Annotated in this window: 18 protein-coding genes and 1 riboswitch; of the genes, 4 read left to right on the forward strand and 14 right to left on the reverse strand. The window is 62.5% G+C overall.

Going from position 1 to position 22970, the window contains the following annotated elements; translation table 11 throughout:
- Nucleotides 1-2: 2 nt before the first annotated feature.
- From rsmA to lptD, 4 genes are all read right to left on the reverse strand, one after another.
- Complete coding sequence (gene rsmA, locus V8N38_RS03155; RefSeq protein ID WP_060422426.1) at nt 3-821, reverse strand: 16S rRNA (adenine(1518)-N(6)/adenine(1519)-N(6))-dimethyltransferase RsmA; 819 nt, start codon at nt 819-821, stop codon at nt 3-5.
- Entirely contained in the window at nt 814-1806 is a 993-nt protein-coding gene (gene pdxA, locus V8N38_RS03160; RefSeq protein ID WP_147839765.1) for a 4-hydroxythreonine-4-phosphate dehydrogenase PdxA, read from the reverse strand. Before pdxA ends, rsmA begins: the two co-directional genes overlap by 8 nt.
- Nucleotides 1793-3094: a peptidylprolyl isomerase SurA gene (surA, locus tag V8N38_RS03165; protein WP_048232625.1), complete on the reverse strand. Its 1302-nt coding sequence runs from the start codon at nt 3092-3094 to the stop codon at nt 1793-1795. The genes pdxA and surA overlap by 14 nt, the downstream gene beginning before the upstream one ends.
- Nucleotides 3095-3159: 65 nt before the next feature.
- The gene (lptD, locus tag V8N38_RS03170) at nt 3160-5520 is read right to left on the reverse strand and encodes an LPS assembly protein LptD (RefSeq protein WP_147839725.1); all 2361 of its coding nucleotides are present in this window, start codon (nt 5518-5520) and stop codon (nt 3160-3162) included.
- Between the two features lie 228 nt (nt 5521-5748).
- On the opposite strand from lptD, the gene djlA reads away from it, so the two are divergent.
- Nucleotides 5749-6570 (forward strand): co-chaperone DjlA, encoded by an 822-nt coding sequence (djlA, locus tag V8N38_RS03175; protein ID WP_015376627.1) that lies wholly within the window; start codon nt 5749-5751, stop codon nt 6568-6570.
- Nucleotides 6571-6615: 45 nt separating this feature from the next.
- Here the strand turns inward: djlA and rluA are convergent, their stop codons facing one another.
- The 3 genes from rluA to V8N38_RS03190 all read right to left on the reverse strand — a co-directional run bounded on the left by rluA (nt 6616) and on the right by V8N38_RS03190 (nt 12844).
- Entirely contained in the window at nt 6616-7266 is a 651-nt protein-coding gene (gene rluA / locus V8N38_RS03180; protein ID WP_147839726.1) for a bifunctional tRNA pseudouridine(32) synthase/23S rRNA pseudouridine(746) synthase RluA, read from the reverse strand.
- Between the two features lie 57 nt (nt 7267-7323).
- Nucleotides 7324-10230 carry an RNA polymerase-associated protein RapA gene (gene rapA / locus V8N38_RS03185; protein ID WP_147839727.1) on the reverse strand — a complete coding sequence of 969 codons (2907 nt, stop codon included), beginning with the start codon at nt 10228-10230 and terminating at the stop codon, nt 7324-7326.
- 247 nt (nt 10231-10477) lie between these two features.
- Complete coding sequence (locus V8N38_RS03190) at nt 10478-12844, reverse strand: DNA polymerase II (protein WP_087762934.1); 2367 nt, start codon at nt 12842-12844, stop codon at nt 10478-10480.
- Between the two features lie 213 nt (nt 12845-13057).
- Here V8N38_RS03190 and V8N38_RS03195 point away from each other — a divergent pair, with 213 nt between their 5' ends.
- Nucleotides 13058-13834, forward strand: a complete 777-nt coding sequence (locus V8N38_RS03195) for a DedA family protein (RefSeq protein WP_038873425.1) — start codon at nt 13058-13060, stop codon at nt 13832-13834.
- A 29-nt stretch (nt 13835-13863) separates the two neighbouring features.
- Here the strand turns inward: V8N38_RS03195 and ilvN are convergent, their stop codons facing one another.
- The 7 genes from ilvN to sgrR form a co-directional block, all read right to left on the reverse strand.
- Entirely contained in the window at nt 13864-14157 is a 294-nt protein-coding gene (gene ilvN, locus V8N38_RS03200; protein WP_016929110.1) for an acetolactate synthase small subunit, read from the reverse strand.
- Between the two features lie 3 nt (nt 14158-14160).
- Nucleotides 14161-15855: an acetolactate synthase large subunit gene (ilvB, locus tag V8N38_RS03205; RefSeq protein WP_147839728.1), complete on the reverse strand. Its 1695-nt coding sequence runs from the start codon at nt 15853-15855 to the stop codon at nt 14161-14163.
- 111 nt (nt 15856-15966) lie between these two features.
- The gene (gene ivbL / locus V8N38_RS03210) at nt 15967-16080 is read right to left on the reverse strand and encodes an ilvB operon leader peptide IvbL (protein WP_154747116.1); all 114 of its coding nucleotides are present in this window, start codon (nt 16078-16080) and stop codon (nt 15967-15969) included.
- Nucleotides 16081-16168: 88 nt separating this feature from the next.
- Nucleotides 16169-16873, reverse strand: coding sequence for a thiamine ABC transporter ATP-binding protein ThiQ (gene thiQ, locus V8N38_RS03215; protein ID WP_038873430.1), 705 nt, complete (start codon nt 16871-16873; stop codon nt 16169-16171).
- Nucleotides 16860-18467, reverse strand: a complete 1608-nt coding sequence (gene thiP, locus V8N38_RS03220; RefSeq protein WP_147839729.1) for a thiamine/thiamine pyrophosphate ABC transporter permease ThiP — start codon at nt 18465-18467, stop codon at nt 16860-16862. The genes thiQ and thiP overlap by 14 nt, the downstream gene beginning before the upstream one ends.
- Nucleotides 18443-19429: a thiamine ABC transporter substrate binding subunit gene (gene thiB / locus V8N38_RS03225; protein WP_147839730.1), complete on the reverse strand. Its 987-nt coding sequence runs from the start codon at nt 19427-19429 to the stop codon at nt 18443-18445. Before thiB ends, thiP begins: the two co-directional genes overlap by 25 nt.
- Before the next feature lie 57 nt (nt 19430-19486).
- Nucleotides 19487-19605, reverse strand: a riboswitch (TPP riboswitch).
- Nucleotides 19606-19642: 37 nt separating this feature from the next.
- Nucleotides 19643-21304 carry an HTH-type transcriptional regulator SgrR gene (gene sgrR, locus V8N38_RS03230; RefSeq protein ID WP_060440783.1) on the reverse strand — a complete coding sequence of 554 codons (1662 nt, stop codon included), beginning with the start codon at nt 21302-21304 and terminating at the stop codon, nt 19643-19645.
- Nucleotides 21305-21394: 90 nt separating this feature from the next.
- On the opposite strand from sgrR, the gene sgrT reads away from it, so the two are divergent.
- Complete coding sequence (sgrT, locus tag V8N38_RS03235) at nt 21395-21568, forward strand: glucose uptake inhibitor SgrT (protein WP_004932838.1); 174 nt, start codon at nt 21395-21397, stop codon at nt 21566-21568.
- A 154-nt stretch (nt 21569-21722) separates the two neighbouring features.
- On the forward strand, nt 21723-22919 hold the full coding sequence (locus tag V8N38_RS03240) for an MFS transporter (protein WP_147839731.1): 1197 nt from the start codon (nt 21723-21725) through the stop codon (nt 22917-22919).
- Nucleotides 22920-22970: the final 51 nt, after the last annotated feature.

The following is a 22970-nucleotide window of genomic DNA, read 5'->3' on the forward strand; positions in this document are numbered from 1 at the left end:
CCTTATTGCTGCGGCGTCGGATTGGCTGACAGCCAGTTCGCCAGCTTGCAGTACTGCGCCACAGAAATATTTTCTGCTCTGAGCGAAGGATCGACGCCCAGCTCCGTCAGCTGCTCCGGCGTGAACAGGTCGCCCAGGCTATTGCGGATGGTTTTCCGCCGCTGGTTGAACGCCTGCGTGGTGATGCGGCTCAGCATGCGCACGTCGCCCACCGGGTTCGGCAGCACGCTGTGCGGCACCAGGCGCACCACGGCGGAATCGACCTTCGGCGGCGGCGCGAACGCGGTCGGCGGCACTTCCAGCACCGGAATGACGTTGCAGTAGTACTGCGCCATCACGGTCAAACGCCCGTAGGCCTTGCTGTTCGGGCCGGCCACCAGACGGTTGACCACCTCTTTTTGCAACATAAAGTGCATGTCGCGGATTGCCTGAGTATAGCTGAAAAGGTGGAACATCAGCGGCGTCGAAATATTGTACGGCAGGTTACCAAATACGCGCAGCGGTTGGCCAGCTTCCTCGGCCAGTTCGGCGAAATTCACCGTCATGGCGTCCTGCTGGTGGATGGTCAGCTTGTCTTTCAGCCGCGGGTGGTTCTCCAGCCGGGTGGCCAGATCGCGGTCCAGTTCGATCACCGTCATGCGGTCCATGCGTGCGCCGACCGGCTCGGTCAGGGCGCCGAGGCCGGGGCCGATCTCGACCACCGCTTCGCCCGGCTGCGGGTGAATGGCGGAGACAATGCTATCGATGACAAACTGATCGGTTAAAAAGTTTTGTCCAAAGCGTTTGCGGGCAAAGTGCCCTTGGTGGACTCTGTTATTCATTACAATTAATTATCATTTTAATGGCGAGATTCAGGGCCGTTTGGAAACTGCCGACATCGGCGGTGCCGGTGCCGGCCAGTTCCAGAGCGGTACCGTGGTCGACCGAGGTGCGTATGAAAGGCAAACCGAGGGTGATATTCACCGCGCGGCCGAACCCTTGGTATTTTAGCACCGGCAGCCCCTGATCGTGATACATCGCCAGCACCGCATCGGCATCTTGCAGATATTTGGGCTGGAACAGGGTGTCCGCCGGCAGCGGGCCGACAAGATGGATGCCCTCAGCGCGCAGCGCGTCGAGCGCCGGGATGATGGTGTCTATCTCTTCGTGCCCCATATGGCCGCCTTCCCCGGCGTGGGGATTCAGACCGCAAACGTAAATGTGCGGCCGGGCGATGCCAAATTTGGTTTTCAGATCGTGGTCGAGGATGCGGATGACTTCGAACAGGCTCTGTTGCGTGATAGCGCCCGGCACCGCCAGCAGCGGCAGGTGGGTGGTCGCCAGCGCCACGCGCAGCTCTTCGGTCGCGAGCATCATCACCACGCGATCGCAGCGGCTGCGATCGGCAAAGAATTCGGTATGGCCGATAAACGGCACGCCGGCGTCGTTGATCACGCCCTTGTTCACCGGGCCGGTGATCAGCGCAGCGAATTCGCCGTTCAGGCAGCCGTCGCAGGCGCGCGCCAGGGTTTCCACCACGTAGGCGCTGTTGCCGACGTTCAACTCCCCGGCGGTGACCGGGTGAGCGAGCGAGACCGGCAGCACGGTCAGCGTGCCGGCGCGTTGCGCTTCGGCCGGCGGCTGCGGCTGGTAGTCGCGCAGCGTCAGCGGCAGGCCCAAACGCTTGGCGCGTTCAAGCAGCAGGGCCGGATCGGCGCACACCACCAGCTCAACAGGCCAATCCTGTTGCGCCAGCGCTGCCACCAAATCCGGCCCTACCCCGGCGGGTTCGCCGGGGGTAATGACGACGCGTTTATTGCTGTGCATCGCTGCCATCGAGGATCTTCACGTAAGCCTGGGCGCGCTGTTCCTGCATCCAGGTCTGTGCTTCTTCGGCGAACTTACGGTTGAACAACATGCGGTAAGCGCGATCTTTTTGCGCGGCGTCGGTCTTATCCACCTGGCGGGTATCCAGCAGCTGGATCAGGTGCCAACCGAAGGAAGAGTGGACCGGCGCGCTGATTTCACCCTTGCTCAGCTTCAGCAATGCATCGCGGAAGGCCGGATCGTAGATGTCCGGGGAAGCCCAGCCCAGATCGCCGCCCTGCATGGCGGAACCCGGATCCTGCGACAGCTGTTTGGCTTCGTCGGCAAACTTGGCGCGGCCGCTCTTGATCGCTTCCGCAACGGATTGCAGCTTGGCGCGCGCCTGATCGTCGGTCAGCACCACCGAAGGTTTCAGCAGGATGTGACGGGCGTGCACTTCGGTAACCGACACCGACTGGCTCGCGCCGCGGATGTCGTTCACTTTCAGGATGTGGAAGCCGACGCCGGAGCGGATTGGGCCGACGACGTCGCCTTTCTTGGCGCTCACCAGACGTTCCGCGAACAGGGTCGGGATCTCTTGCAGCTTGCCCCAGCCCATGTTGCCGCCTTTCAGCGCCTGAGAGTCGGCGGAGTAAGTGATCGCCAGCTTGCCGAAGTCGGCGCCGCTGTTGATCTCACCCACCAGGCGTTTGGCCAGCTCTTCGGCTTTGTCGACCTGCTGCTGAGACGGGTTCTCCGGCAGCGGGATCAGGATGTGGCTGATGTTCATTTCGGTGTCGCTGCCGTTCTGCGCGCCCACCTGTTTGGCCAGCGAGTCCACTTCCTGCGGCAGGATGGTGACGCGGCGGCGCACTTCGTTGTTACGCACTTCGGAGATCAGCATCTCTTTGCGGATCTGCGAACGGTAGGTGTTGTAGTTCAACCCTTCGTACGACAGGCGGCTGCGCAGCTGATCGACGCTCATCTTGTTTTGTGCGGCGATATTGGCGATCGCTTTATCCAGATCGGCGTCGGACACGGTGATGCCCATTTTCTTGGCCATCTGCAGCTGGATGTTATCCATGATCAGGCGTTCGATGATCTGATGGCGCAGCGTCTTGTCGTCCGGCAGCTGTTGGCCGGCCTGCTGGGCGTTGAGCTTCACTGACTGCAACAGACCGTTGACGTCGCTTTCGAGTACCACGCCGTTATCCACGACGGCGGCGACTTTATCCACTTCTTGGGGTGCTGCGAACGCGGCATTGGCGCAAACCACCAATCCGAGAATAAGCGTTCTCCAGTTCTTCATACATTTCCCATTATGTAATCCGCAAATGCGGGTGAAAGTTCTCGTTTTCAAAGTGTTGCAAAGCGTCAGAATGCGCGCTGATACGGCAGAATGCCGGAGCGCAGCATTTCTGCGGAGCCGAGACTATGATCGCTGCTCAGGCCGCGCAGTTCGACGTTGAACGAAACTCTGTTGTCGTAAACGCTGGTATTGTTGCTGTTGTTCCAGTCGGTGATCTTGCGCTCATAGCCCAGGGTCACTGCCCAGCAGCAGGTGTTGTACTTCAGCCCCACCAGCTGATCGGCGGATTGTTTGGCGCGGGTGTCGTAATAATACGCCCCGACCACCGCCCAACGATCGGCGATCGGCCAGCTGCCGGTGATGCCCACCTGCGAGATGCCGTCCTGGAAGGCCGGAACCGTTTTGGTGTTCAACGCCGTCTGGATATATTCCGGCGTGGCGTAACGGTAGTTCAGCTGCACCACGCGCTCGGCATCCTGGCGGTATTCCACCACGCCGTTGCCCAGCGAGACGCTGTTCAGGCGGGTGTCGTACTGCAGGCCGCCGCGCAGGCCCCAACGATCGTCGATTTTCCAGTAGGTATCGCCGGCCCAGGCCACGCTGCCGGTATCGTCGTTGTTGTCGTACCCGGTTACCTGGTCGCCGGTGCGCGAACGGCTGAAGTAGTAGATTTGACCCACGGAAGCGTTAAAACGTTCAACCAGCGCGTCATCATAAATGCGGGTGGTCAAACCGGTGGAGACGCGGTTCTGCGAAGCGATGCGATCCAGGCCGCTGTAGGTGCGGTCGCGGAACAGGCCGGAGTAGTCGGTCTGCAGCAGCGTGGTGTCGTAGGTGTAGATGTTGCTCTGGTCGCGGTACGGCACGTACAGGTACTGCACGCGCGGCTCCAGCGTCTGGGTGGCGCCTTCGGCCCAGATCATCGGCCGTTCGAACACCAGCTTGCCGTCGACCTTGAACTGCGGCAATACGCGGTTGGCCGAGTCATCAAGTTCCGGTGCAGCGACGCCTTTGCGGCTCTGGTAGTTGGCGGCGAAACCGTCAGGAATATCCTGCTGGTAATGGGTCGCCATCACCTTGGCTTCGGTGTTCAGGCTGGCCCAGCCGTTGGTCAACGGCAGGTTGAGCGTCGGCTCCATGTGCAGACGGGTGGCGTCCGGGCTGTATGGGTTGACGCTGGTGAACTTGGCCGCCTGACCGTAGATATGGAAGTCGAACGGGCCGAGGTCGTTCTTGTAGTAGTTCAGATCCAGCTGTGGCTGGACTTTATACGAGTCCGACTGTGAACGATCGGTGTCGTCGTAAATCTGGAACTGTTTGGAGCTCAGCGTGGCGTTCCAGTTCTCGTTGGCATAGCCGAGGCTGAATTTCTGCGTGGCGTAGCCGTCAGTGGTGGAGCCGTACTTGGAGTCCAGGTCGGTGAAGTATTTAGAGTCGCTGACCTTGGTATAGTCGACGTTGAAGCGCCACACCTGATCCATGACGCCGTTGTGGTTCCAGTAGAACAGCCAGCGTTTGTTGTCGTCATGATCTTTGCCGTATTCCTTGTCGTCCGGCAGCCAGTCGAACTCCATCAGGCCGAGGCCCGGCTGCACCAGATAACGGAACTCGGTCTGCCACTGCAGGCCGCGCTTGGACATATAGTGCGGTGTGATGGTGGCGTCGTAGTTCGGCGCGATGTTCCAGTAGTACGGCAACATGAACTCGAAGCCGTTGTTGCTGCCGTACTTGGCGTTCGGGATCAGGAAGCCGGAACGGCGCTTGTCGCCGACCGGCAGCTGCAGGTATGGGCTGTAGAACACCGGCACGCCGCCGATGCGGAAACGGGCGTTCCACACTTCCGCCACCTGCTCTTCGCGATCGTGGATCACTTCGGAGCCGACCACGCTCCAGCTGTCGTCGCCCGGCAGACAGGAGGTAAAGGTGCCGTTTTCCAGAATGGTGTAACGGTTGGCGCCGCGCATCTTCATCTTGTCGGCGTCGCCGCGCCCCTGACGGCCTACCATCTGGTAGTCGCCTTCATAGACGTCGGTATCTTTGGTGTTCAGGTTCGACCAGGCCTTCGGGCCTTTCAGTTTGATCTGATTGTCGCTGTAGTGCACGTCGCCGGTTGCGGTGACGGTACGCACCGGCTCCGTCTGGCCGGGTTTTTCCGTCTGGTTCAGCTCAACTTCTTTGGCGGTCAGGGTGCTGTTGCCCTGCTCGACGCGCACGTTGCCGCTGAACAGGGCGCTTTTCGGGTAGTCAGCGCGCGAGTCATCGGCATTGATCGTCACCGGTTGGCTGTTCGGATCGCCGCTGACCAAAGGCTTGTCGTAAACGGGAACGCCAAGCATGCATTGCTCGGCCAGATCAGCCAGCGCATGCTGACTGTAGAGTGCCGTCCAAATCATCGTGGCCAGCAGTGTTGGGAAACTTTTTTTCATACGCGGTTTTGGTGTTCCGTCATCAGAGGCGTCATGTCCGGCAAACGGTCAGAGACTATATTACTCATCTGCGTTGCGCTAGTGCTAAATCCAGCCGTTTACTTGCGTCGTCGTTAGGCGCAAAGATAAATGACAGGTATGATAATCCAAATTCTAGGAAAAATCGCCTGCACCCTTTCCTGAAGCGAAGGGGAGTGGGCGGCTTTCGGCATGATAATTGAGGAGTATATGCAGTATTGGGGAAAACTGCTCGGCGTCATCGTCGCCATCTGGTCTGGCGCGGGATTCTGGGGTGTAGTTCTGGGGCTGATTATCGGTCATATGATCGATACGGCGCGCAGCAACAAGCGCAGCCGGGGGTTCTTCACCGACCAGCAAACGCGGCAAACGCTGTTTTTCCGCACCACTTTTCAGGTGATGGGCCACCTGACCAAATCCAAAGGACGCGTTACCGAGGCGGATATCCAGATCGCCAGCCTGTTCATGGATCGCCTGCAGCTGCACGGCGAAGCGCGCACCGCGGCGCAGCAGGCGTTCCGCGAGGGCAAACAGAGCCAGTTCCCGCTGCGTGAGACGCTGCAGCAGTTCCGCAGCATCTGTTTTGGCCGCTTCGATTTGATTCGGATGTTTCTGGAAATTCAGATTCAGGCGGCGTTTGCCGACGGCTCGCTGCACCCGAACGAACGCCAGGTGCTGTACGTCATCGCCGAGGAGCTGGGCATTTCACGCGCGCAGTTCGACCAGTTCCTCAGCATGATGGAAGGTGGGCGCCAGTTCGGCGGCGGTCAGCAGGGCGGATATTCGCAGGGCGGCTATCAGCAGGCTCAGCGCGGCCCGACGCTCGACGACGCGTGCAAGGTGCTCGGCGTGCGCAGCAGCGACGATGCCGCCACCATCAAACGCGCCTACCGCAAACTGATGAGCGAACACCATCCGGATAAGCTGGTGGCGAAAGGCTTGCCGCCGCAGATGATGGAAATGGCCAAGCAGAAAGCGCAGGAGATTCAGGCGGCGTACGACCTGATCAAACGCGAGAAAGGCTTTAAATAAGCGATGTAAGCGGGCCCGCTATGCCGGGCCCGTTGGGTTTTAGCCTTAGAAATCCGGCTCGGCGCGAAAGTGCATCGGCGTCTGGAAAGCGGGGTGGGTGATGCGCAGCTCTTGTGCATGCAGCTGCAGCCGCGGCGCCATCGCCTTGGCCTCCGGCGGGGCATAGAAACCGTCGCCGAGGATCGGATGCCCGAGCGCCAGCATGTGCACCCGCAGCTGGTGCGAGCGGCCGGTGATCGGCGTTAGCTTCACGCGGGTGCTGCCGTCGGCGTCGCGCGACAGCACCCGATACTCCGTTTGCGCCGCTTTGCCAGTGTCAAAACACACCTTTTGCAGCGGCCGGTTCGGCCAATCGCAGATCAGCGGCAAATCCACCAACCCCTCGTCATGCTCCATATGCCCCCAAACGCGGGCGATATAGGATTTCTTCGGTTCGCGTTCGCGAAACTGACGCTTCAGCTCACGCTCGGCGGCCTTGTTGAGCGCCACCACGATCACCCCGCTGGTGGCCATGTCCAGCCGGTGCACCGATTCGGCGGCCGGATGATCGGCCTGAATGCGGGTCATCAGGCTGTCTTTGTTTTCCGGCGCGCGGCCGGGCACCGACAGCAAGCCGCTGGGCTTGTTGACCACCATGATATGTTCATCCTGATACAGGATGTGCAGCGGGTCCTGCGGGGGATTGTAGGGTTCCATCTTGGCTCCGCGATAAGGGCCGAACGGGGAGGCACTTGCCTCCCCGCGTCGCGCCGGTTACTGGTGGGTGACCACCACCAGACGAATGGCGTCCAGGCGCCAGCCGGCTTCATTGAGGTTGGCCAGCACCTGACGGCGGTTGAACTCCAGCGCTTCGACTTCGTCGTCGCGGATGTTCGGGTTGACCGCCTTCAGCGCTTCCAGACGCGCCAGCTCGGTGCTCAGCTTGTCGTCCGCCTCTTGCTTCGCCTGTTCGATAAGCGTGCGCGCCTGCGCTTCCACCAGGCTTTCCGCCTGCTGCAGCATGGCGTGCACGTCTTGCTGCACGGCGTTGACCAGCTTGCTGGAGGTGTGGCGGTTGACCGCGTTCAGCTGGCGGTTGAAGCTTTCAAACTCGACCTGCGCCGCCAGGTTGGTGCCCTTGCGGTCCATCAGCATGCGGATCGGCGTCGGCGGCAGGAAGCGGGTCAGCTGCAGGTGCTTCGGCGCCTGGGCTTCTACCACGTAAACCAGCTCAACCAGCAGGGTGCCGACCGGCAACGCTTTGTTTTTCAACAGGGACACTGCGCAGCTGCCGGTGTCGCCGGACAGGATCAGATCCAGGCCGTTGCGGATGATCGGATGCTCCCAGCTGACGAACTGCGCGTCTTCGCGCGACAGCGCCCGATCGCGGTCGAAGGTGACGGTGCAGCCGTCCTGCGGCAGGCCCGGGAAGTCCGGCACCAGCATATGATCGGACGGCGTCAGCACGATCAGGTTGTCGCTGCGGTCTTCCTGATTGATGCCGACGATGTCGAACAGGTTGAGCGCGAAGCCCACCAGATTGACGTCGTTATCCTGCTCGGCGATGGCGGCGGCCAGCGCCTGGGCTTTGTCGCCGCCGTTGGAGTGCATCTCCAGCAGGCGGTCGCGGCCCTGTTCCAGCTGTGCTTTCAACTGATCGTGCTGCTGGCGGCAGGCGTGGATGAATTCGTCGAAGCCTTCCTGTTCGGTCGGCGCGGCCAGATAGCCGATCAACTGCTCGTAGCAGCTGTCGTAGATGGTGCGGCCGGTCGGGCAGGTGTGTTCGAAGGCATCCAGCCCCTCGTGGAACCAGCGGCCCAGCACCGCCTGCGCGGTGTGCTCCAGGTAAGGCACCATGATTTGGATATCGTGCATCTGGCCGATACGGTCCAGACGGCCGATACGCTGTTCCAGCAGATCCGGGTTGAACGGCAGATCGAACATCACCAGCTGGCTGGCGAACTGGAAGTTGCGGCCTTCGGAGCCGATCTCGGAACACAGCAGCACCTGCGCGCCTTCCTCTTCGGAGGCGAAGTAGGCGGCGGCGCGGTCGCGCTCGATGATCGACAGCCCTTCGTGGAACACCGCGGCGCGGATCGCTTCACGCTCGCGCAGCACCTGCTCCAGCTGCAGCGCGGTGTCGGCCTTGGCGCAGATCACCAGCACTTTTTCGTTGCGGTTGGCCAGCAGGTAGTCCAGCAGCCACTCGACGCGCGGGTCGAAGTTCCACCAGGTGGCGTTTTCGCCTTCGAATTCCTGGTAGATCTGCTCCGGGTACAGCATGTCACGCGCGCGCGCTTCGACGGACTTCTTGGCGCCCATGATGCCGGAGACTTTGATCGCGGTCTGATACTGGGTCGGCAGCGGCAGCTTGATCTGGTGCAGGTTGCGGTGCGGGAAGCCCTTCACGCCGTTACGGGTGTTGCGGAACAGCACGCGGCTGGTGCCGTGGCGATCCATCAGCATGGAAACCAGCTCCTGACGCGCCTGCTCGGCGTTGTCACCTTCGCTGTTGGCGGCTTTGAGCAACGGTTCGATGTCCTGCTCGTCGATCAGCTCGCCCAGCAGGTTCAGCTTGTCATCGGCCAGGCGCTCACCGCTCAGCAGCAGGGTGACGGCGTCGGCCACCGGACGGTATTTCTGCTGCTCGGCAACGAACTCGCCGTAGTCGTGGAAACGGTTCGGATCGAGCAGGCGCAGGCGCGCGAAGTGGCTCTGTTGGCCCAGCTGCTCCGGGGTGGCGGTCAGCAGCAGCACGCCGGGGATATGCTCGGCCAGCTGTTCGATCACCTGATATTCGCGGCTAGGCGCTTCTTCGCTCCAGGCCAGGTGGTGCGCTTCGTCGACCACCAGCAGATCCCACTGGGCGTCTGCCAGCTCTTCCAGGCGCTGCTTGTTGCGGCGCACGAAGTCCAGCGAGCAGATCACCAGCTGTTCGGTTTCGAACGGGTTGCTGCTGTCGAGCTTGGCTTCGGCGTAGCGGCTGTCGTCGAACAGCGAGAAGTAGAGGTTGAAGCGGCGCATCATCTCCACCAGCCACTGGTGCTGCAGCGTTTCCGGCACCACGATCAGCACGCGCTCGGCGCGGCCCGCCAGCAGCTGCTGGTGGATGATCATGCCGGCTTCGATGGTTTTGCCGAGGCCGACTTCGTCCGCCAGCAGGACGCGCGGCGCATGGCGCTGGCCGACTTCATGGGCGATGTGCAACTGGTGCGGGATCAGGCTGGCGCGCATGCCGCGCAGGCCGGCGAACGGCAGGCGATACTGCTCGCTCTGGTATTTGCGCGCGCGGAAACGCAGCGCGAAACGGTCCATGCGGTCGATCTGGCCGGCGAACAGACGATCCTGCGGTTTGCTGAAGGTCAGCTTGCTGTCCAGCAGGACTTCGCGCATCGCTACGCCGTTTTCCTGGGTGTCCTGGCGGGTGCCGATATAGGTCAACAGACCGTTTTCCTCTTTCACCTCTTCCACCTGCAGCTGCCATCCCTCGTGGCTGCTGACGGTATCGCCCGGGTTGAACATCACGCGGGTGATCGGCGAATCGTTTCTGGCATAGAGGCGGTTTTCACCGGTGGCGGGGAAAAGCAGGGTAATCATGCGCGCGTCCAGCGCCACGACGGTGCCCAGTCCTAATTCGCTTTCCGTGTCGCTGATCCAGCGTTGACCAAGAGTAAAAGGCATATATTGTCGGCTCGATTCTTTGTAAGTAAGTCTTGTTACCGGGCGGGAAGGGCCACGGCACCTGTACTGAACGTCTGCTAATCCCGGTTTGTTTTAAATTTGACGGGCAATAGCCGTTCACGCCATGCAGACGTCGCGAGACGGCAGGGCTAAGCGTGGTTCAGTTTTGGGAAGGGCGCTATGGTAATGGAAGGCGGCGCGTTCGTCACCTGCAAAACCGGATGATTTTTCTTAACCTGGCGCAATCTCAAAACAGCCCCATCTGCCCGGTGACCAGCGTGGTGAAATCGTCGTGCAAGAAAGGGAGTATAGCGTCTGCCACCGGTTGCAGCTGGCGTTCGAGGTAATGCTGATAGTCGATGGGCGAATGGCGCGTTTCCAGCGGCTCCGGCCCGGCGACGGTCATCACATAGCTGATCCAGCCGCCGTTCTGATACTGCAGCGGCCGCCCCTGGCTGCGGTTGTAGTCGTCGGCGATGCGCGCGGCGCGGGCGTGCGGCGGCACGTTGCGCTGATAGTCGTCGAGCTTTCTGCGCAGGCGCTTGCGGTACACCAGCTGATCGTCGAAGTCGCCGTTCAGGGTTTTGCCGACGTAGTCGCGCACATAGTCCTGGTAGGGCTGCCGTTTGAAGATGCGCTGATAGAGCTGCTGCTGGAACTGCTGCGCCAGCGGCGTCCAGTCGGTGCGCACCGTTTCCAGGCCTTTGTACACCATCTCTTCCTCGCCGCCGGCGCGTGCGATCAGGCCGGCGTAGCGCTTCTTGCTGCCCTGTTCGGCGCCGCGAATGGTCGGCATCAGGAAGCGGGAATAGTGGGTTTCGAACTCCAACTCCAGCGCGTTCTCCAGCCCGAACTGCTGCTGCAGATGCTGCTGCCACCAGGCGTTGACCCGCTGCACCAGCGCCCGGCCGATCTGCGCCGCCTGCTGCTCGTCATGCGGCTGTTTCAGCCACACGAAGGTGGAGTCGGTATCGCCGTAAATCACCTGATAGCCTTCGGCTTCGATCAGCTCGCGGGTTTGGCGCATGATCTCGTGGCCGCGCAGGGTGATAGACGACGCCAGCCGCGGATCGAAGAAGCGGCAGCCGCTCGATCCCAGCACGCCGTACAGCGCGTTCATGATGATCTTTAGCGCCTGCGACAGGGGCTTGTTGTGCTGGCGCTTGGCGGCTTCGCGCCCCTGCCAGATCTGCTCGACGATCGCCGGCAGGCAGTGTTTGCTGCGCGAGAAGCGGGCGTTGCGAAAGCCGGGCACCGAATCGGCGTCGCTTGGGTGGCGCATGCCTTCCACCAACCCGACCGGATCGATCAGGAAGGTGCGGATGATCGACGGATACAGGCTTTTATAGTCCAGCACCAGCACCGAATCGTACAGACCGGGCTGGGAGTCCATCACGAATCCGCCGGGGCTGTGTTCCTCCGGCTGTTCGCCGAGGTTGGGGGCGACAAAGCCCAGTCGGTGCATGCGCGGCATATAGAGGTGGCTGAAGGCCGCGACCGATCCGCCGCTGCGATCGGCCGCCAGCCCGGTGACGGTGGCGCGTTCCAGCAGGAAGTTGAGCAGATCGGCCTTGGCGAAGATGCGCGTCACCAGCTCGCAGTCCTTCAGGTTGTAGCGGGCCAGCGCCGGCTTGTCTTCGGCGAAGCGTCGGTCGATCTCCGCCATGCGCTGATAAGGGTTGTCGATCGCCTTGCCTTCACCCAACAGCGCCTGCGAAACGTATTCCAGGCTGAAGGAGGGGAAGTTCCAGGTGGCGGATTTCAGCGCTTCGATGCCGTCGATGATCAGGCGGCCGGCGGCGGCGGCGAAAAAGTGGTTCTGTTTGAAGCCGTGCTCGCGCCACTCCAGCAGGTTGCCGCCGCGCCCCAGCCGCAGCGGGATCTGGTAGCGTTCGGCGTGCTTTTGCAGCACCCGCAGATCGAACTGCACCAGGTTCCAGCCGATGATGGCGTCAGGATCGTGGCGCTCCAGCCACGCGTTCAACCGTTCCAGCAGCTGGGGGCGGCTGGCGCAGTATTCCAGATCGAAATCCAGCGGCGCATCGCCGCCGTTGGCCGGCCCCAGCATGTAGACCTGGCGCTGGCCGCAGCCTTCCAGCGCTATGGAGTAAAGTTCGCCGTGGGCGGTGGTTTCGATATCCAGCGACACCAGTCTGAGCGTCGGGCGGTAGTCCGGCGCCGGCTTCATCTGGCCATTGAGCAACGGCCCATCGCCGTTGCCCTGGCCGTTGAACCATACCGGCGCGGTGATGAAGCGTTCCATCAGGTAGCGCTCGGGCGGGCGAATGTCGGCCTCGTAGACCGTAACGCCGCCTTCCCGCAGCAGCTTTTCCAGCTTGATGAGCTGACGGTGCTGGCGGCAGTACAGCCCCAGCATCGGGCGGTGATGAAAATCCGTCAGCGCCAGCGGTTTCAGTTCGACTTGCCGTTCTTCGCGCAGCAGCTGTTCCGCGCGCGGCTTTTGTTCGGCGGGGATAAACGCCACCGAGGTTTGCGGCGGTAGACGCAACTGACGCGGGCCCGCGTCGGTCGCCAGCCAAAATTCGACCTCGGTGCCGGCGGGCGTATCGCGCCAGTGGCGAGTGAGCAGGAAACCCTGTTGCAGTGCTGTCATAACCCCTTCGTCTTCCGCCGGGCGGCGTGCGCGACATTCAGCGAGATGTCGGTTTTGGCGCTAATATAGATAAATTATAGTATGGGTTTTTATACAGTGATTGTCCATTGCCGTGCGGCGTTGCCAAATACGCATACAATTCATCGATTGACTCGTCTGCGGCTGCACTGGAAAATCCTTCGCCCGTTTGGCCGAATAATCCGCAGAGGTGTAATGGAAGCCTATTTACAAGATTTGATCACCCAGTCACTGGCTTTCACCCTGATGGTCGTCCTGCTGGTCGCTTTTCTCGAGTCGCTGGCGCTGGTAGGGCTGCTGCTGCCCGGCACGGTGATGATGGCCAGCATCGGCGCCCTGATCGGCAGCGGCAAGGTGGACTTCTACTACGCCTGGGCGGCGGGGATCGTCGGCTGCCTGCTCGGCGACTGGATCTCCTATTTCGTCGGCCGCGCCTTCAAAGGGCCCTTGCACCGCTGGTCGTTCCTGAAGAAGAACAAAGCGCTGCTCGACAAAACCGAACACGCCTTGCACCAGCACAGCATGGCGACCGTTCTGATCGGCCGCTTCGTTGGCCCGACGCGCCCGCTGGTGCCGATGGTGGCCGGCATGCTCGATCTGCCGCCGTACAAGTTTGCCTTGCCGAACATCATCGGCTGCCTGACCTGGCCGCCGGTCTATTTTTTCCCCGGCATCCTGGCGGGCGTGGCGATCGACATTCCCGCCGGCGCCAACAGCGCGATGTTCAAGTGGCTGCTGCTCGCCGCGGCGCTCACCCTCTGGCTGGCGGTGTGGCTGAGCTGGCGCTGGTGGCGTGAGGGCAAGCGCAACGCCGATCGGCTGAGCCGTTGGCTGACGCCGCTGCGGCTGCGCGTGGTGTGCGCCGTGAGTTGGCTGGCGGCGCTGGCGGTCGGTTATCTGCTGAGCCAGCAGCCGCTGATGCCGGTGTATCGGCACCTGTTGTGGCAGGTGCTGTCCGGGCAATCATCATAATGGATAGGGGGCGTCAGCCCCCGTTCGCCTTACTGGAAGAACGCTTCCAGCTGTTCAAATACCCGCACGTCTTCGCTGTGGCGCTTCACCTGCAGCACGTCCTCCAGCTTTTCCACCTGGCTTATCATCTGCTCCAGCCGTTGGTCGTCGGCCACCAGTAGCCAAATGCGGCTCTGCTGGCCGTCCTTCAGCGGCAGGCACAGAATGCCTTCGACGTTGAACGCGCGGCGAGCGAACAGCCCGCAAACGTGCGACATGACGCCGGGATGGTTGCGCACGGCCAGCTCCAGGATCACCTGGGGTTTATCTTGTGGTTGCAGCATGGCTTATTCTCCAATCATGTCGATGTTGGCGGCGCCCGGCGGCACCATCGGGAACACTTTTTCGTTGATGTCGATCAGCGCGTGGATCAGGCAGGGGCCCGGGCGTTGGATCGCTTCGGCCAGTGCGGCCTGCGGATCTTCCGCGGCGTTCAAATCGCAGGTATCCAGCCCGAATCCGGCGGCGATCTTCAGGAAATCGGTGCGCTTCGGATAGGCGGCGGCGAAGATGCGCTGCTGGTAGAACAGGGTTTGCTGCTGGTGCACCAGCCCCAGCGCCTGGTTGTTCATCAAAATGATTTTCACGTCCAGATCGTGTTCGACCGCGGTGGCCATTTCCTGAATGTTCATCATCAGGCTGCCGTCGCCGGAGAAGCACAGCACTTTACGCTCAGGCTCCGCCAGCGCCGCGCCGATCGCCGCCGGCAGACCGAAGCCCATGGTGCCCAGGCCGCCCGACGTCAGCCACTGGCGCGGCCGGCTCAGCGGATAGGCCTGCGCCACCCACATCTGATGCTGGCCCACGTCGGTGGTGATAATGGCGCTGTCGTCCACGCAGCGCGCGGCGGCCAGCACCAGGCCGTAATGGCTCAGCGGATCGTCGGCGTTCGGCATGTTGAACGGGAACTCGCGTTTCAGGTCGTTGACGGTGCTCAGCCACGCGCTGCGCGGTTGCGTGTCGATCTGCGGCAGCAGCTGTTGCAGTACCTGGCCGACGTCGGCATGGATCGCCACGTTGGCCTGTTTGACCTTGCCCAGCTCGGCGCGGTCGATATCCACGTGAATGATGGCGGCGTTAGGGCAGAACTGCTCGGTTTTGCCGATTGCCCGATCGTCGAAGCGCGCGCCCAGCACGATCAGCAGATCGGCCTCCTGCAGAATGAAGTTGGTGCTGCGCGCCGCGTGCATGCCCAGCATGCCCAGCGACAGCGGGTGTTCCACCGGCATCGCCCCCAGCGCCATCAGCGTCATGGTGGTAGGCAGACCGGCGCGTTCGGCCAGTTCCAGCGCCTGCCGATGAGCGTCGGCGCAGATGATGCCGCCGCCCAGGTAGAGGATCGGGCGTTTTGCCTGGTTGATCATCGCGGCGGCCTGCGAAACCAGCGCCGGATCGAAGCTCGGTGCGGCGTCCGGCACGGCGATCGGCGGCAGCTCCTCCAGGGTGATGGTGGCGGTCTGCACGTCTTTCGGCACATCGATCCAGACCGGGCCGGGGCGGCCGGACTCGGCGATGCGGAACGCGTCGCCGATCACCTGTGGCAGTTCGCGGATATCGCGTACCAGATGGTTGTGCTTGGTGATCGGAATGGAAATGCCGTAGGTGTCCACCTCCTGGAAGGCGTCGGTGCCGATCATCGAGGAGGGCACCTGACCGGTGATGCATACCAGCGGAATGGAGTCGAGCTTGGCGTCGGCGATGGCGGTGACCAGGTTGGTGGCGCCCGGCCCGCTGGAGGCGATGCATACCGCCGCTTTGCCGTTGGCGCGCGCCATGCCCTGCGCCATAAAGCCCGCGCCCTGTTCGTGGCGCGCCAGCACGTGGTGTATGTGGGTGCTTTGGCTCAGCGCGTCATACAGCGGCAGCGCCGCGCCGCCGGGGATGCCGGCGACGGTGGTGATGCCCTGCCGCTCCAGCAGATGAACGATCAATTGTGCGCCGGTGAAGCTGGTGCCCGGCTGAGGCGTGCCCGAAGTTGCCATGTTCCTGTCCTTTCTCAAGGCCGGTGAGCTTTTCTGGGCAGGGTGCTAAAACAAGAAACCCCGCCCGGTTTGCGCCGGCGGGGTTTGGGAATCGATGCGTTGATTCGGACCCTACGGCGCATTGCCGACGACCACCACCACACGCACGACGACCACCGCGGCTGGTAGCGCGGTAACTAGTAGGGTCGAAGTCAGCGAGGATGCGATCACAGGGAACCTTATCATCAGTAAAAAAAGTCAGGTTTTTATAAAAGCACAGGCGCAAAATTCGCACAACAGGTTTATTGCCGCAGCATAAAAAACGCGCGTCAGATCACGCTTTACCCGAAATGCCCAGCACGCGCGCTTCGGGCGCGCTGCCGTCCAGTAGGGCCTGCGTCGGGCCGTCGTAGTAGATGCGCCCGTCGACCACCAGCAGCGTGCGCGGCGCGATGCGCGCGGCGTCGTCGAGGTTGTGCGACACCATCAGCAGCGTCAGGTTGCGCTGTTCGCACACCGTCTGCAGCAGTTGCAGCATCTCGTTGCGCAGCGCCGGATCGAGCGCCGAGAAGGGCTCGTCGAGCAACAGGATCGGCCGTTGGCGAATCAAACAGCGCGCCAGCGCGGCGCGCTGACGCTGACCGCCGGAAAGCTGCGACGGCAGGCGCTCCAGGTGCTCCTCCAGACCGACCTGACGGGCGATATGCGCCCGCTGTTGGCGCTGCTGTTCAGTCAGGCGCAGACCGGGATCCAACCCCAGCCCGATGTTCTGCGCCACCGTCAGGTGCGCGAACAGGTTGTTCTCCTGAAACAGCATCGACACCGGCCGTTTGGCCGGCGGCGTGGCGGTGTGGTCTTCGTCGTTCAGCAGCAGCCGGCCGCTGGCCGCCGGCAGAAAACCGGCGATTAAACTCAGCAGGGTGCTTTTACCGGCGCCGCTGGGGCCGAGCACCGCGACGCGCTCGCCCGGCTGGATGCGCAGATCAAAGCGCATCGGCAGGTGTTCGTACAGATAGGTCAGTTTTTCAAGCGTCAGCATGGCGCCCCGGTAAGCGTTCGATCAGGGTAAACAGCAGGAAACACAACAGCAGCAACAGCAGCGCGGTCACCGCCCCGTCGTTGCTGCGGTAGGCGCCAATCTGCTGATACAGGTAAAAAGGCAGGGTACGGAAATGCTCGTTGCCAAACAAGGCGACCACGCCGAAATCGCCGATCGACAGCACGCAGGCGAAGGCCAGCGCCTGCGCCAGCGGGCGGCGCAGCGCGCGCAGTTCGATCAGCCGCAGCCGTTGCCAGCCGTGGATATCCAGCGACAGGCACAGCGGGTTGTAACGTTCGGCGAGGTCGCGCATCGGGTTCTCCAACACCTTCAGCGCATAGGGCACCGCCATCAGCGCATTGGTGAGGATCACCAGCGCATAGGGCGACTGCGGCAGCCCGATCGTATCGCTCAGCAGCAGGAAGAAGCCGGTGGCCAGCACGATGCCCGGCATCGCCAGGATCACCATGCCGCTCAGCTCCAGCGCCTGGCCGCCGCGCAGGTGCTGCCGCAGCTTCAGCTCGCGGCTGCTCCACAGCAGCATCATCGTGAGCGCCACGCACAACAGCCCGGCGCCGAGGGCGATGCGCAGCGACGTGAACAGCGCCTGCCACAGCACCGGCTGGCGCAGCACGCTGACGACGGCCTGATTGGCGCCGTCGGCGATCACCGCCAGCAGAGGCGGCAGCAGCAGCAGCAGCGCGGCGGCGATCAGCAGAAAATCGCCGACGCGCCGCCACCGGCTGTCTTCCGGGTTGCGCCAGCGCTGGGCGTGGGTATGGCCCACCGGCAGCGCCTGGCTCAGCCGCTGGCTGATCAACACCAGCCCCAGACAACAGCTTAACTGGATCAGTGCCAGCATGGCGGCGCGGCCCAGATCGTAGTCGTAACTCAGCGCCTGATAGATCGCCAGTTCGATGGTGGTGGCCTGCGGCCCGCCGCCCAGCGACAGCACGGTGGCGAAGCTGGCGAAGCACAGCATGAAGATCAACGCGCCGCTCGGCAGGATCTGGCGGCGCAGCGCCGGCCATTCGACGAAGCGGAACTGCTGCCAGCCATTCATGCCCAGCTGGGCGGCCAACTGGCGCTGCTCCACTGGGATATTCTCCAGCGCCTGCAGCAACAGGCGGGTGGCCAGCGGCAGGTTAAAGAACAGGTGCGCCAGCAGAATGCCCTGCAGGCCGTAGGGCGAGAAGCCATACTCGACGCCCAGCCAGCCGCACAGCGTCGCCAGCCAGCCCTGGCGCCCATAGACGCTGAGCAGGCCGAACACCGCCACCAGCACCGGCAGCACCAGCGTCATGGCGCACAGCCGCAGCAGCAGCTGCCGGCCGGGGAAGCGGCGGCGATAGAGCGCGCGCGCCAGCAGAACGGCGGGCAGCACCGAAATCAGCGCCGACAGCAGCGCCTGCCAAAAGGTGAAGCGCACCACGTGCCACAGGTAGCTGTCCTGCCACAGGCCGCGCCAGTCGCTGTCCGGCGCGTGACGCCACAGCGAGCCCATCGCCAGCGCGGCGACCAGCAGGATCACGCCGGCGGCCAGCAGCCCCGGCCAGAGCCAGCGGGGGATCAGCGGCTGACGGCGGTTTGCCATGCCCGGATCCAACCGCCGCGTTGTTTGGCCACCTCTTCGGCGCTGTATTGCAACGCGGTATGCGGCACGTTCATCTGCTCAAAGCCGACGGGCAGTGGGGTGTTGATCACCGGGTACATCCAGTTGCCGGTCGGGATGGTGTTCTGGAAGGCCGGCGTCACCATGAACTGCATGAAGCGCTCCGCCAGCTCAGGCTGTTTGGCGGCCTTCAGCTTGCCCGCCACTTCCACCTGCAGGTAGTGCCCTTCGCTGAACGTGGCGGCGGCGTAGAGATCTTTTTTCTCTTCGATCAGGTGATAGGCGGGAGAGGTGGTGTAGCTGAGCACCAGATCGCCTTCGCCTTTCAGGAACAGGCCGTAGGCTTCGCTCCAGCCTTTGGTGACGGTGACGGTCTTATTCGCCAACTGCTGCCAGGCGGCCGGCGCCTTGTCGCCATACACTTTTTGCATCCACAGCAGCAGGCCGAGGCCCGGCGTGCTGGTGCGCGGATCTTCGTAGATCACTTTCCAGTTGCGATCGCTGCTGACCAGCTCCTGCAGGCTTTTTGGCGGGTTCTTCAGTTTTTCTTTGTTGTAGACGAAGGCGAAATACCCGTAGTCGTATGGCACGAAGGTCGCGTCCTGCCAGCCGCCCGGCACCGTCAGTTTGGCGGTGTCGACGCCGCTCGGCGCGAACAGGCCGGTTTGCTGCGCCGCCTGCAACAGGTTGTTGTCCAACCCCAGCACCACGTCGGCGGCGCTGTTCTTGCCTTCCATGCGCAGGCGGTTCAGCAGCGAGACGCCGTCTTCCAGCGCGACGAACTTCAGTTCACAGTCGCACTCGGCTTCGAAGGCTTTTTTTACCGCCGGGCCTGGGCCCCAGTCGGCGGCGAAGGAATCGTAGGTGTAAACCGTCAGCGTCGGCTTGGCGAACACCGGCGCGGCACACAGTAGCAATAAGCAGGGCAGATATGTTTTGACCACGTTGCACTCCTGAAAAATAAGGGGGCAAGGGCATCTGAGGGGGCGAGGCGGCGTCGCCGGTTCGCTGGGCTCAAATCCCTCCGCCGGTATTGACCGGATCAGGTTCGACGGGTGTGCTCTCAGCGGAAAATCGGGCTTATCACGCGGCCCGACTTACCGCACCCCGTTGAGACGGCGCTATTGTAAAGATTAACCGACCCGGGCGAAAGGCGCTTATGCCTCCGGCGGGGCAAACCAGGCGGACTTGAAGTCGAACCAGCCGAGGGTGTTCATCCGCACGCCGCGCATGCTGCGCTGGCCGTGCAGCTGCAGCCAGTGGTGGAACAGCGGGTGCAGCTGGTGGTTGCTGACCAGACGCTGGCAGAACTCGGCCAACGGCAAACGGTTGGCGCGCCACAGCGCTGCGTCCTGCGCCAGATCTTCGTTCATGCAATGCTGCATCAGCGGCAGTTCGTACAGCGTGGCGAACAGCGAAAACTCCAGCGGCAGATAGAAGTTGGCGCTGCCGAGCCACAGATCGCTGCGCGCGTCGCCCTGGTGCCAGGTGGCGTAATCCACGCTTTGCACGATCAGGCGGATGCCGTGCTGCGCCAGCAGCGGTTCGATCGCCTGGCGAATGGCGTGAAACTCCGAATGTTCATTGAAGTGGGTCATCGTCAGTTCGGTCAGGCCCGCGGGCTTGGGCTGCTGCGCCAGCGTGCGGTTGTGGTGCCAGCGCGGCAGCAGGCCGTACGCCGGCGACCAATAGCGCTGGTAGAGCGGCCCGGCGTGGCTCAGCAGCGAAATGGGGTTGATCAATTCGCACAGCCAACTGCGAATGGCGGGGTCGGCGGCCAGCGGAGAACGCTGATCGAACAGCAGGAAATAGCAACCCTCTTCCAGCCGGCTTTCCAGCTCGCTGTTGCCGGTTTCATCGCCCTGCAGCTGCACGCCGGAGTGCACCAGCTCTTCGGAAAACTCCGGCAGCACCCAGATGTTCACCTCGTCGATCAGCGCCCGGTAGCCAAAATAGTCGTCGAAGGCGTGGATCTTCATCTGGCTGGGATGGTTGCGCACCATGCGGTAGGGGCCGGTGCCGACCGGATGGCGGGCGAAATCCGGCAGTTCGCGCCATTCGCGCGGCAGGATCATGGCCTGCACGCTGCCCAGCAGCCAGGGCAGCCAGTGGTCGGGGCTGCGCAGCTGCACGTCGATAACGAACGGCGTCGGCGAGGTGACGCTCTCGATATGCGAGAACAGCGGTTGCGAGGTCAGTCGCGAAAGGGAAGTGATGACGTCTGCCATCTCCAGCTCGCGGCCGTGATGAAAATGGATCGCCGGGCGCAGGTAAAACCGCCAGTGCAGAGGCGTCAGCGCCTGCCAATGGTGAGACAGATCGGACTCCAGTTCCCCGTTTTCCTCATTTATGCGCGTCAGGCCGTTGAAGATCTGGCGCGCCAAATGGGTCTCCGAACGCCGCAGCGCCGAGCCGGGCAGCAGGTTGTACAGCTGCCGGTAGTAGAGCACCCGCAGGATGTGTTTACCCTGGCGGAAGCTGCGCCCCAGCTGCGACAGCAGCATCTGGCGCACCACGTTTTTGTCGCCCACCAGCTGCACCAACTGATCGATGCGGTCCTGTTCCAGCAGCTCCTCGGCCCGCTGTTGCTGCAGCGCTAGGCCGGTGTAGTGGAAGGTTAACCGCGAACGCTTGCCGCGCCCCGACTCCGCCTGCCAGGTGAGCCAACCCTCCCGCTGCATGGCGCTCAGCAGGGAGCGCACGTGGCGCCGCGAACAGCTCAGCACCTCCGCCAGCGCCTGCAGCGTGGTGTCAGTGGTTTCACCGTGGCAACGCTGCCACAGGCGGATGAACTGCTGCTGCAATCGGGACGTAGACATAAAAGAGGAACGCTCCTGCCTCAACTCGTCAATTTTTCTTTCCCTATATTACGCCGATAATTTTCATCAATGAAAGGGGAGGGCGTAATCATGAAAGCTTTCTTATCCAGACAGTTCTATCAACGCTATTTCAGCGCGGTGCGCCGCCAGCGTGCCGACTGGCTGAGCGTGGTGCCCGAACAGGCGCGGCTGGCGATGCTGGCGCACCTGACCCAGTGGGATATCAAAGAGATGACCGATAAGCAGTATCGCGAGCACCTGTAAGGGCGGCGGCAACCAATTTCTGAGTAATGGTGCTGTTTCACCAGCCAGTGGGGCGACCCACTGGTTTTTTTATGCGTGGTCATGGCGATATGCTTGCATTTTTCTCGCCGTGACCTAAGGTTCATTCTTCTGCTTTAAGGTCAGGGAAGACGATATGCAACGCCTGAGCCGGTTGTCACTGCGCATCAACCCCATCTTTGCCGCATTCCTGCTGATCGCTTTTCTCTCCGGCATCGCCGGCGCGTTGCTGACGCCGACGCTCAGCCTGTTTTTGACCTCCGAGGTCAAGGTGCGGCCGCTGTGGGTCGGCCTGTTTTACACCGCTAACGCCGTGGCCGGCATCGTGGTCAGCTTCCTGCTGGCCAAACGTTCTGACACCCGCGGCGACCGGCGCAGGCTGATCCTGCTGTGCTGCCTGATGGCGGTCGGCAACTGCCTGCTGTTCGCCTTTAACCGCGATTACCTGACGCTGATCACCGCCGGGGTGTTGATGGCGGCGATCGCCAACACCGCCATGCCGCAGATCTTCGCCCTGGCGCGGGAATACGCCGACAGCGAGGCGCGTGAAGTGGTGATGTTCAGCTCGGTGATGCGCGCCCAGCTTTCGCTGGCCTGGGTGATCGGCCCGCCGCTGTCGTTTGCGTTGGCGCTGAACTACGGCTTTACCGTGATGTTCCTGATCGCCGCCGCCACCTTCGCGGTTTGCGTGCTGCTGGTCGGATTCATGCTGCCTTCGGTGCCGCGCGCGGCGGATGGCGAAGGGTTGCGGGAAGGCGCTTCCGCGCCGATTGCGCCCGCCAGTGCCTGGCGCAATCGCGACGTGCGCTGGCTATTCATTGCCTCAATGCTGATGTGGACCTGCAACACCCTGTACATTATCGACATGCCGCTGTATATCACCGCCGATCTCGGCCTGCCGGAAGGGCTGGCCGGGGGGCTGATGGGCACCGCCGCCGGGCTGGAGATACCGGCAATGCTGCTGGCCGGTTATTACGTCAAACGCTTCGGCAAGCGCAACATGATGCTGCTGGCGGTGGCGGCGGGCGTGCTGTTTTATCTCGGGCTGATAGTGCTGGCGGCCAAGCCGGCCCTGATCGCGCTGCAGCTGCTCAACGCGGTGTTTATCGGCATCGTCGCCGGTATCGGCATGCTCTATTTTCAAGATTTGATGCCGGGCCGACCGGGCGCCGCCACCACGCTGTTCACCAACAGTATTTCGACCGGGGTGATCCTGGCCGGGGTGCTGCAGGGGGCGCTGGTGGAGAACTTCGGTCATGGTTCGGTGTATTGGATGGCGGCGCTGTTGGCGCTGGCAGCGCTCTGGATGAGCGCCAAAGTGCGTGAAGTGTGAGGTCAAACGGCGGCATTCTTGATGCAAGTCATTGAGAAGGCTGAAACGGAC

The sequence above is a fragment of the Serratia nevei genome (genome assembly GCF_037948395.1).
Taxonomy (GTDB): Bacteria; Pseudomonadota; Gammaproteobacteria; order Enterobacterales; family Enterobacteriaceae; genus Serratia; species Serratia nevei.

Coding starts and splice junctions, on each gene's coding strand:
- djlA (WP_015376627.1), top strand. CDS start 5,749: ATGCAGTATTGGGGAAAACTGCTCGGCGTCATCGTCGCCATCTGGTCT.
- pdxA (WP_147839765.1), bottom strand. CDS start 1,806: ATGCACAGCAATAAACGCGTCGTCATTACCCCCGGCGAACCCGCCGGG.
- sgrT (WP_004932838.1), top strand. CDS start 21,395: ATGAAAGCTTTCTTATCCAGACAGTTCTATCAACGCTATTTCAGCGCG.
- ilvB (WP_147839728.1), bottom strand. CDS start 15,855: ATGGCAACTTCGGGCACGCCTCAGCCGGGCACCAGCTTCACCGGCGCA.
- rluA (WP_147839726.1), bottom strand. CDS start 7,266: ATGGAACCCTACAATCCCCCGCAGGACCCGCTGCACATCCTGTATCAG.
- lptD (WP_147839725.1), bottom strand. CDS start 5,520: ATGAAAAAAAGTTTCCCAACACTGCTGGCCACGATGATTTGGACGGCA.
- surA (WP_048232625.1), bottom strand. CDS start 3,094: ATGAAGAACTGGAGAACGCTTATTCTCGGATTGGTGGTTTGCGCCAAT.
- ilvN (WP_016929110.1), bottom strand. CDS start 14,157: ATGCTGCAACCACAAGATAAACCCCAGGTGATCCTGGAGCTGGCCGTG.
- V8N38_RS03240 (WP_147839731.1), top strand. CDS start 21,723: ATGCAACGCCTGAGCCGGTTGTCACTGCGCATCAACCCCATCTTTGCC.
- V8N38_RS03195 (WP_038873425.1), top strand. CDS start 13,058: ATGGAAGCCTATTTACAAGATTTGATCACCCAGTCACTGGCTTTCACC.
- rapA (WP_147839727.1), bottom strand. CDS start 10,230: ATGCCTTTTACTCTTGGTCAACGCTGGATCAGCGACACGGAAAGCGAA.
- thiQ (WP_038873430.1), bottom strand. CDS start 16,873: ATGCTGACGCTTGAAAAACTGACCTATCTGTACGAACACCTGCCGATG.
- sgrR (WP_060440783.1), bottom strand. CDS start 21,304: ATGTCTACGTCCCGATTGCAGCAGCAGTTCATCCGCCTGTGGCAGCGT.
- thiP (WP_147839729.1), bottom strand. CDS start 18,467: ATGGCAAACCGCCGTCAGCCGCTGATCCCCCGCTGGCTCTGGCCGGGG.
- ivbL (WP_154747116.1), bottom strand. CDS start 16,080: ATGATAAGGTTCCCTGTGATCGCATCCTCGCTGACTTCGACCCTACTA.
- V8N38_RS03190 (WP_087762934.1), bottom strand. CDS start 12,844: ATGACAGCACTGCAACAGGGTTTCCTGCTCACTCGCCACTGGCGCGAT.
- rsmA (WP_060422426.1), bottom strand. CDS start 821: ATGAATAACAGAGTCCACCAAGGGCACTTTGCCCGCAAACGCTTTGGA.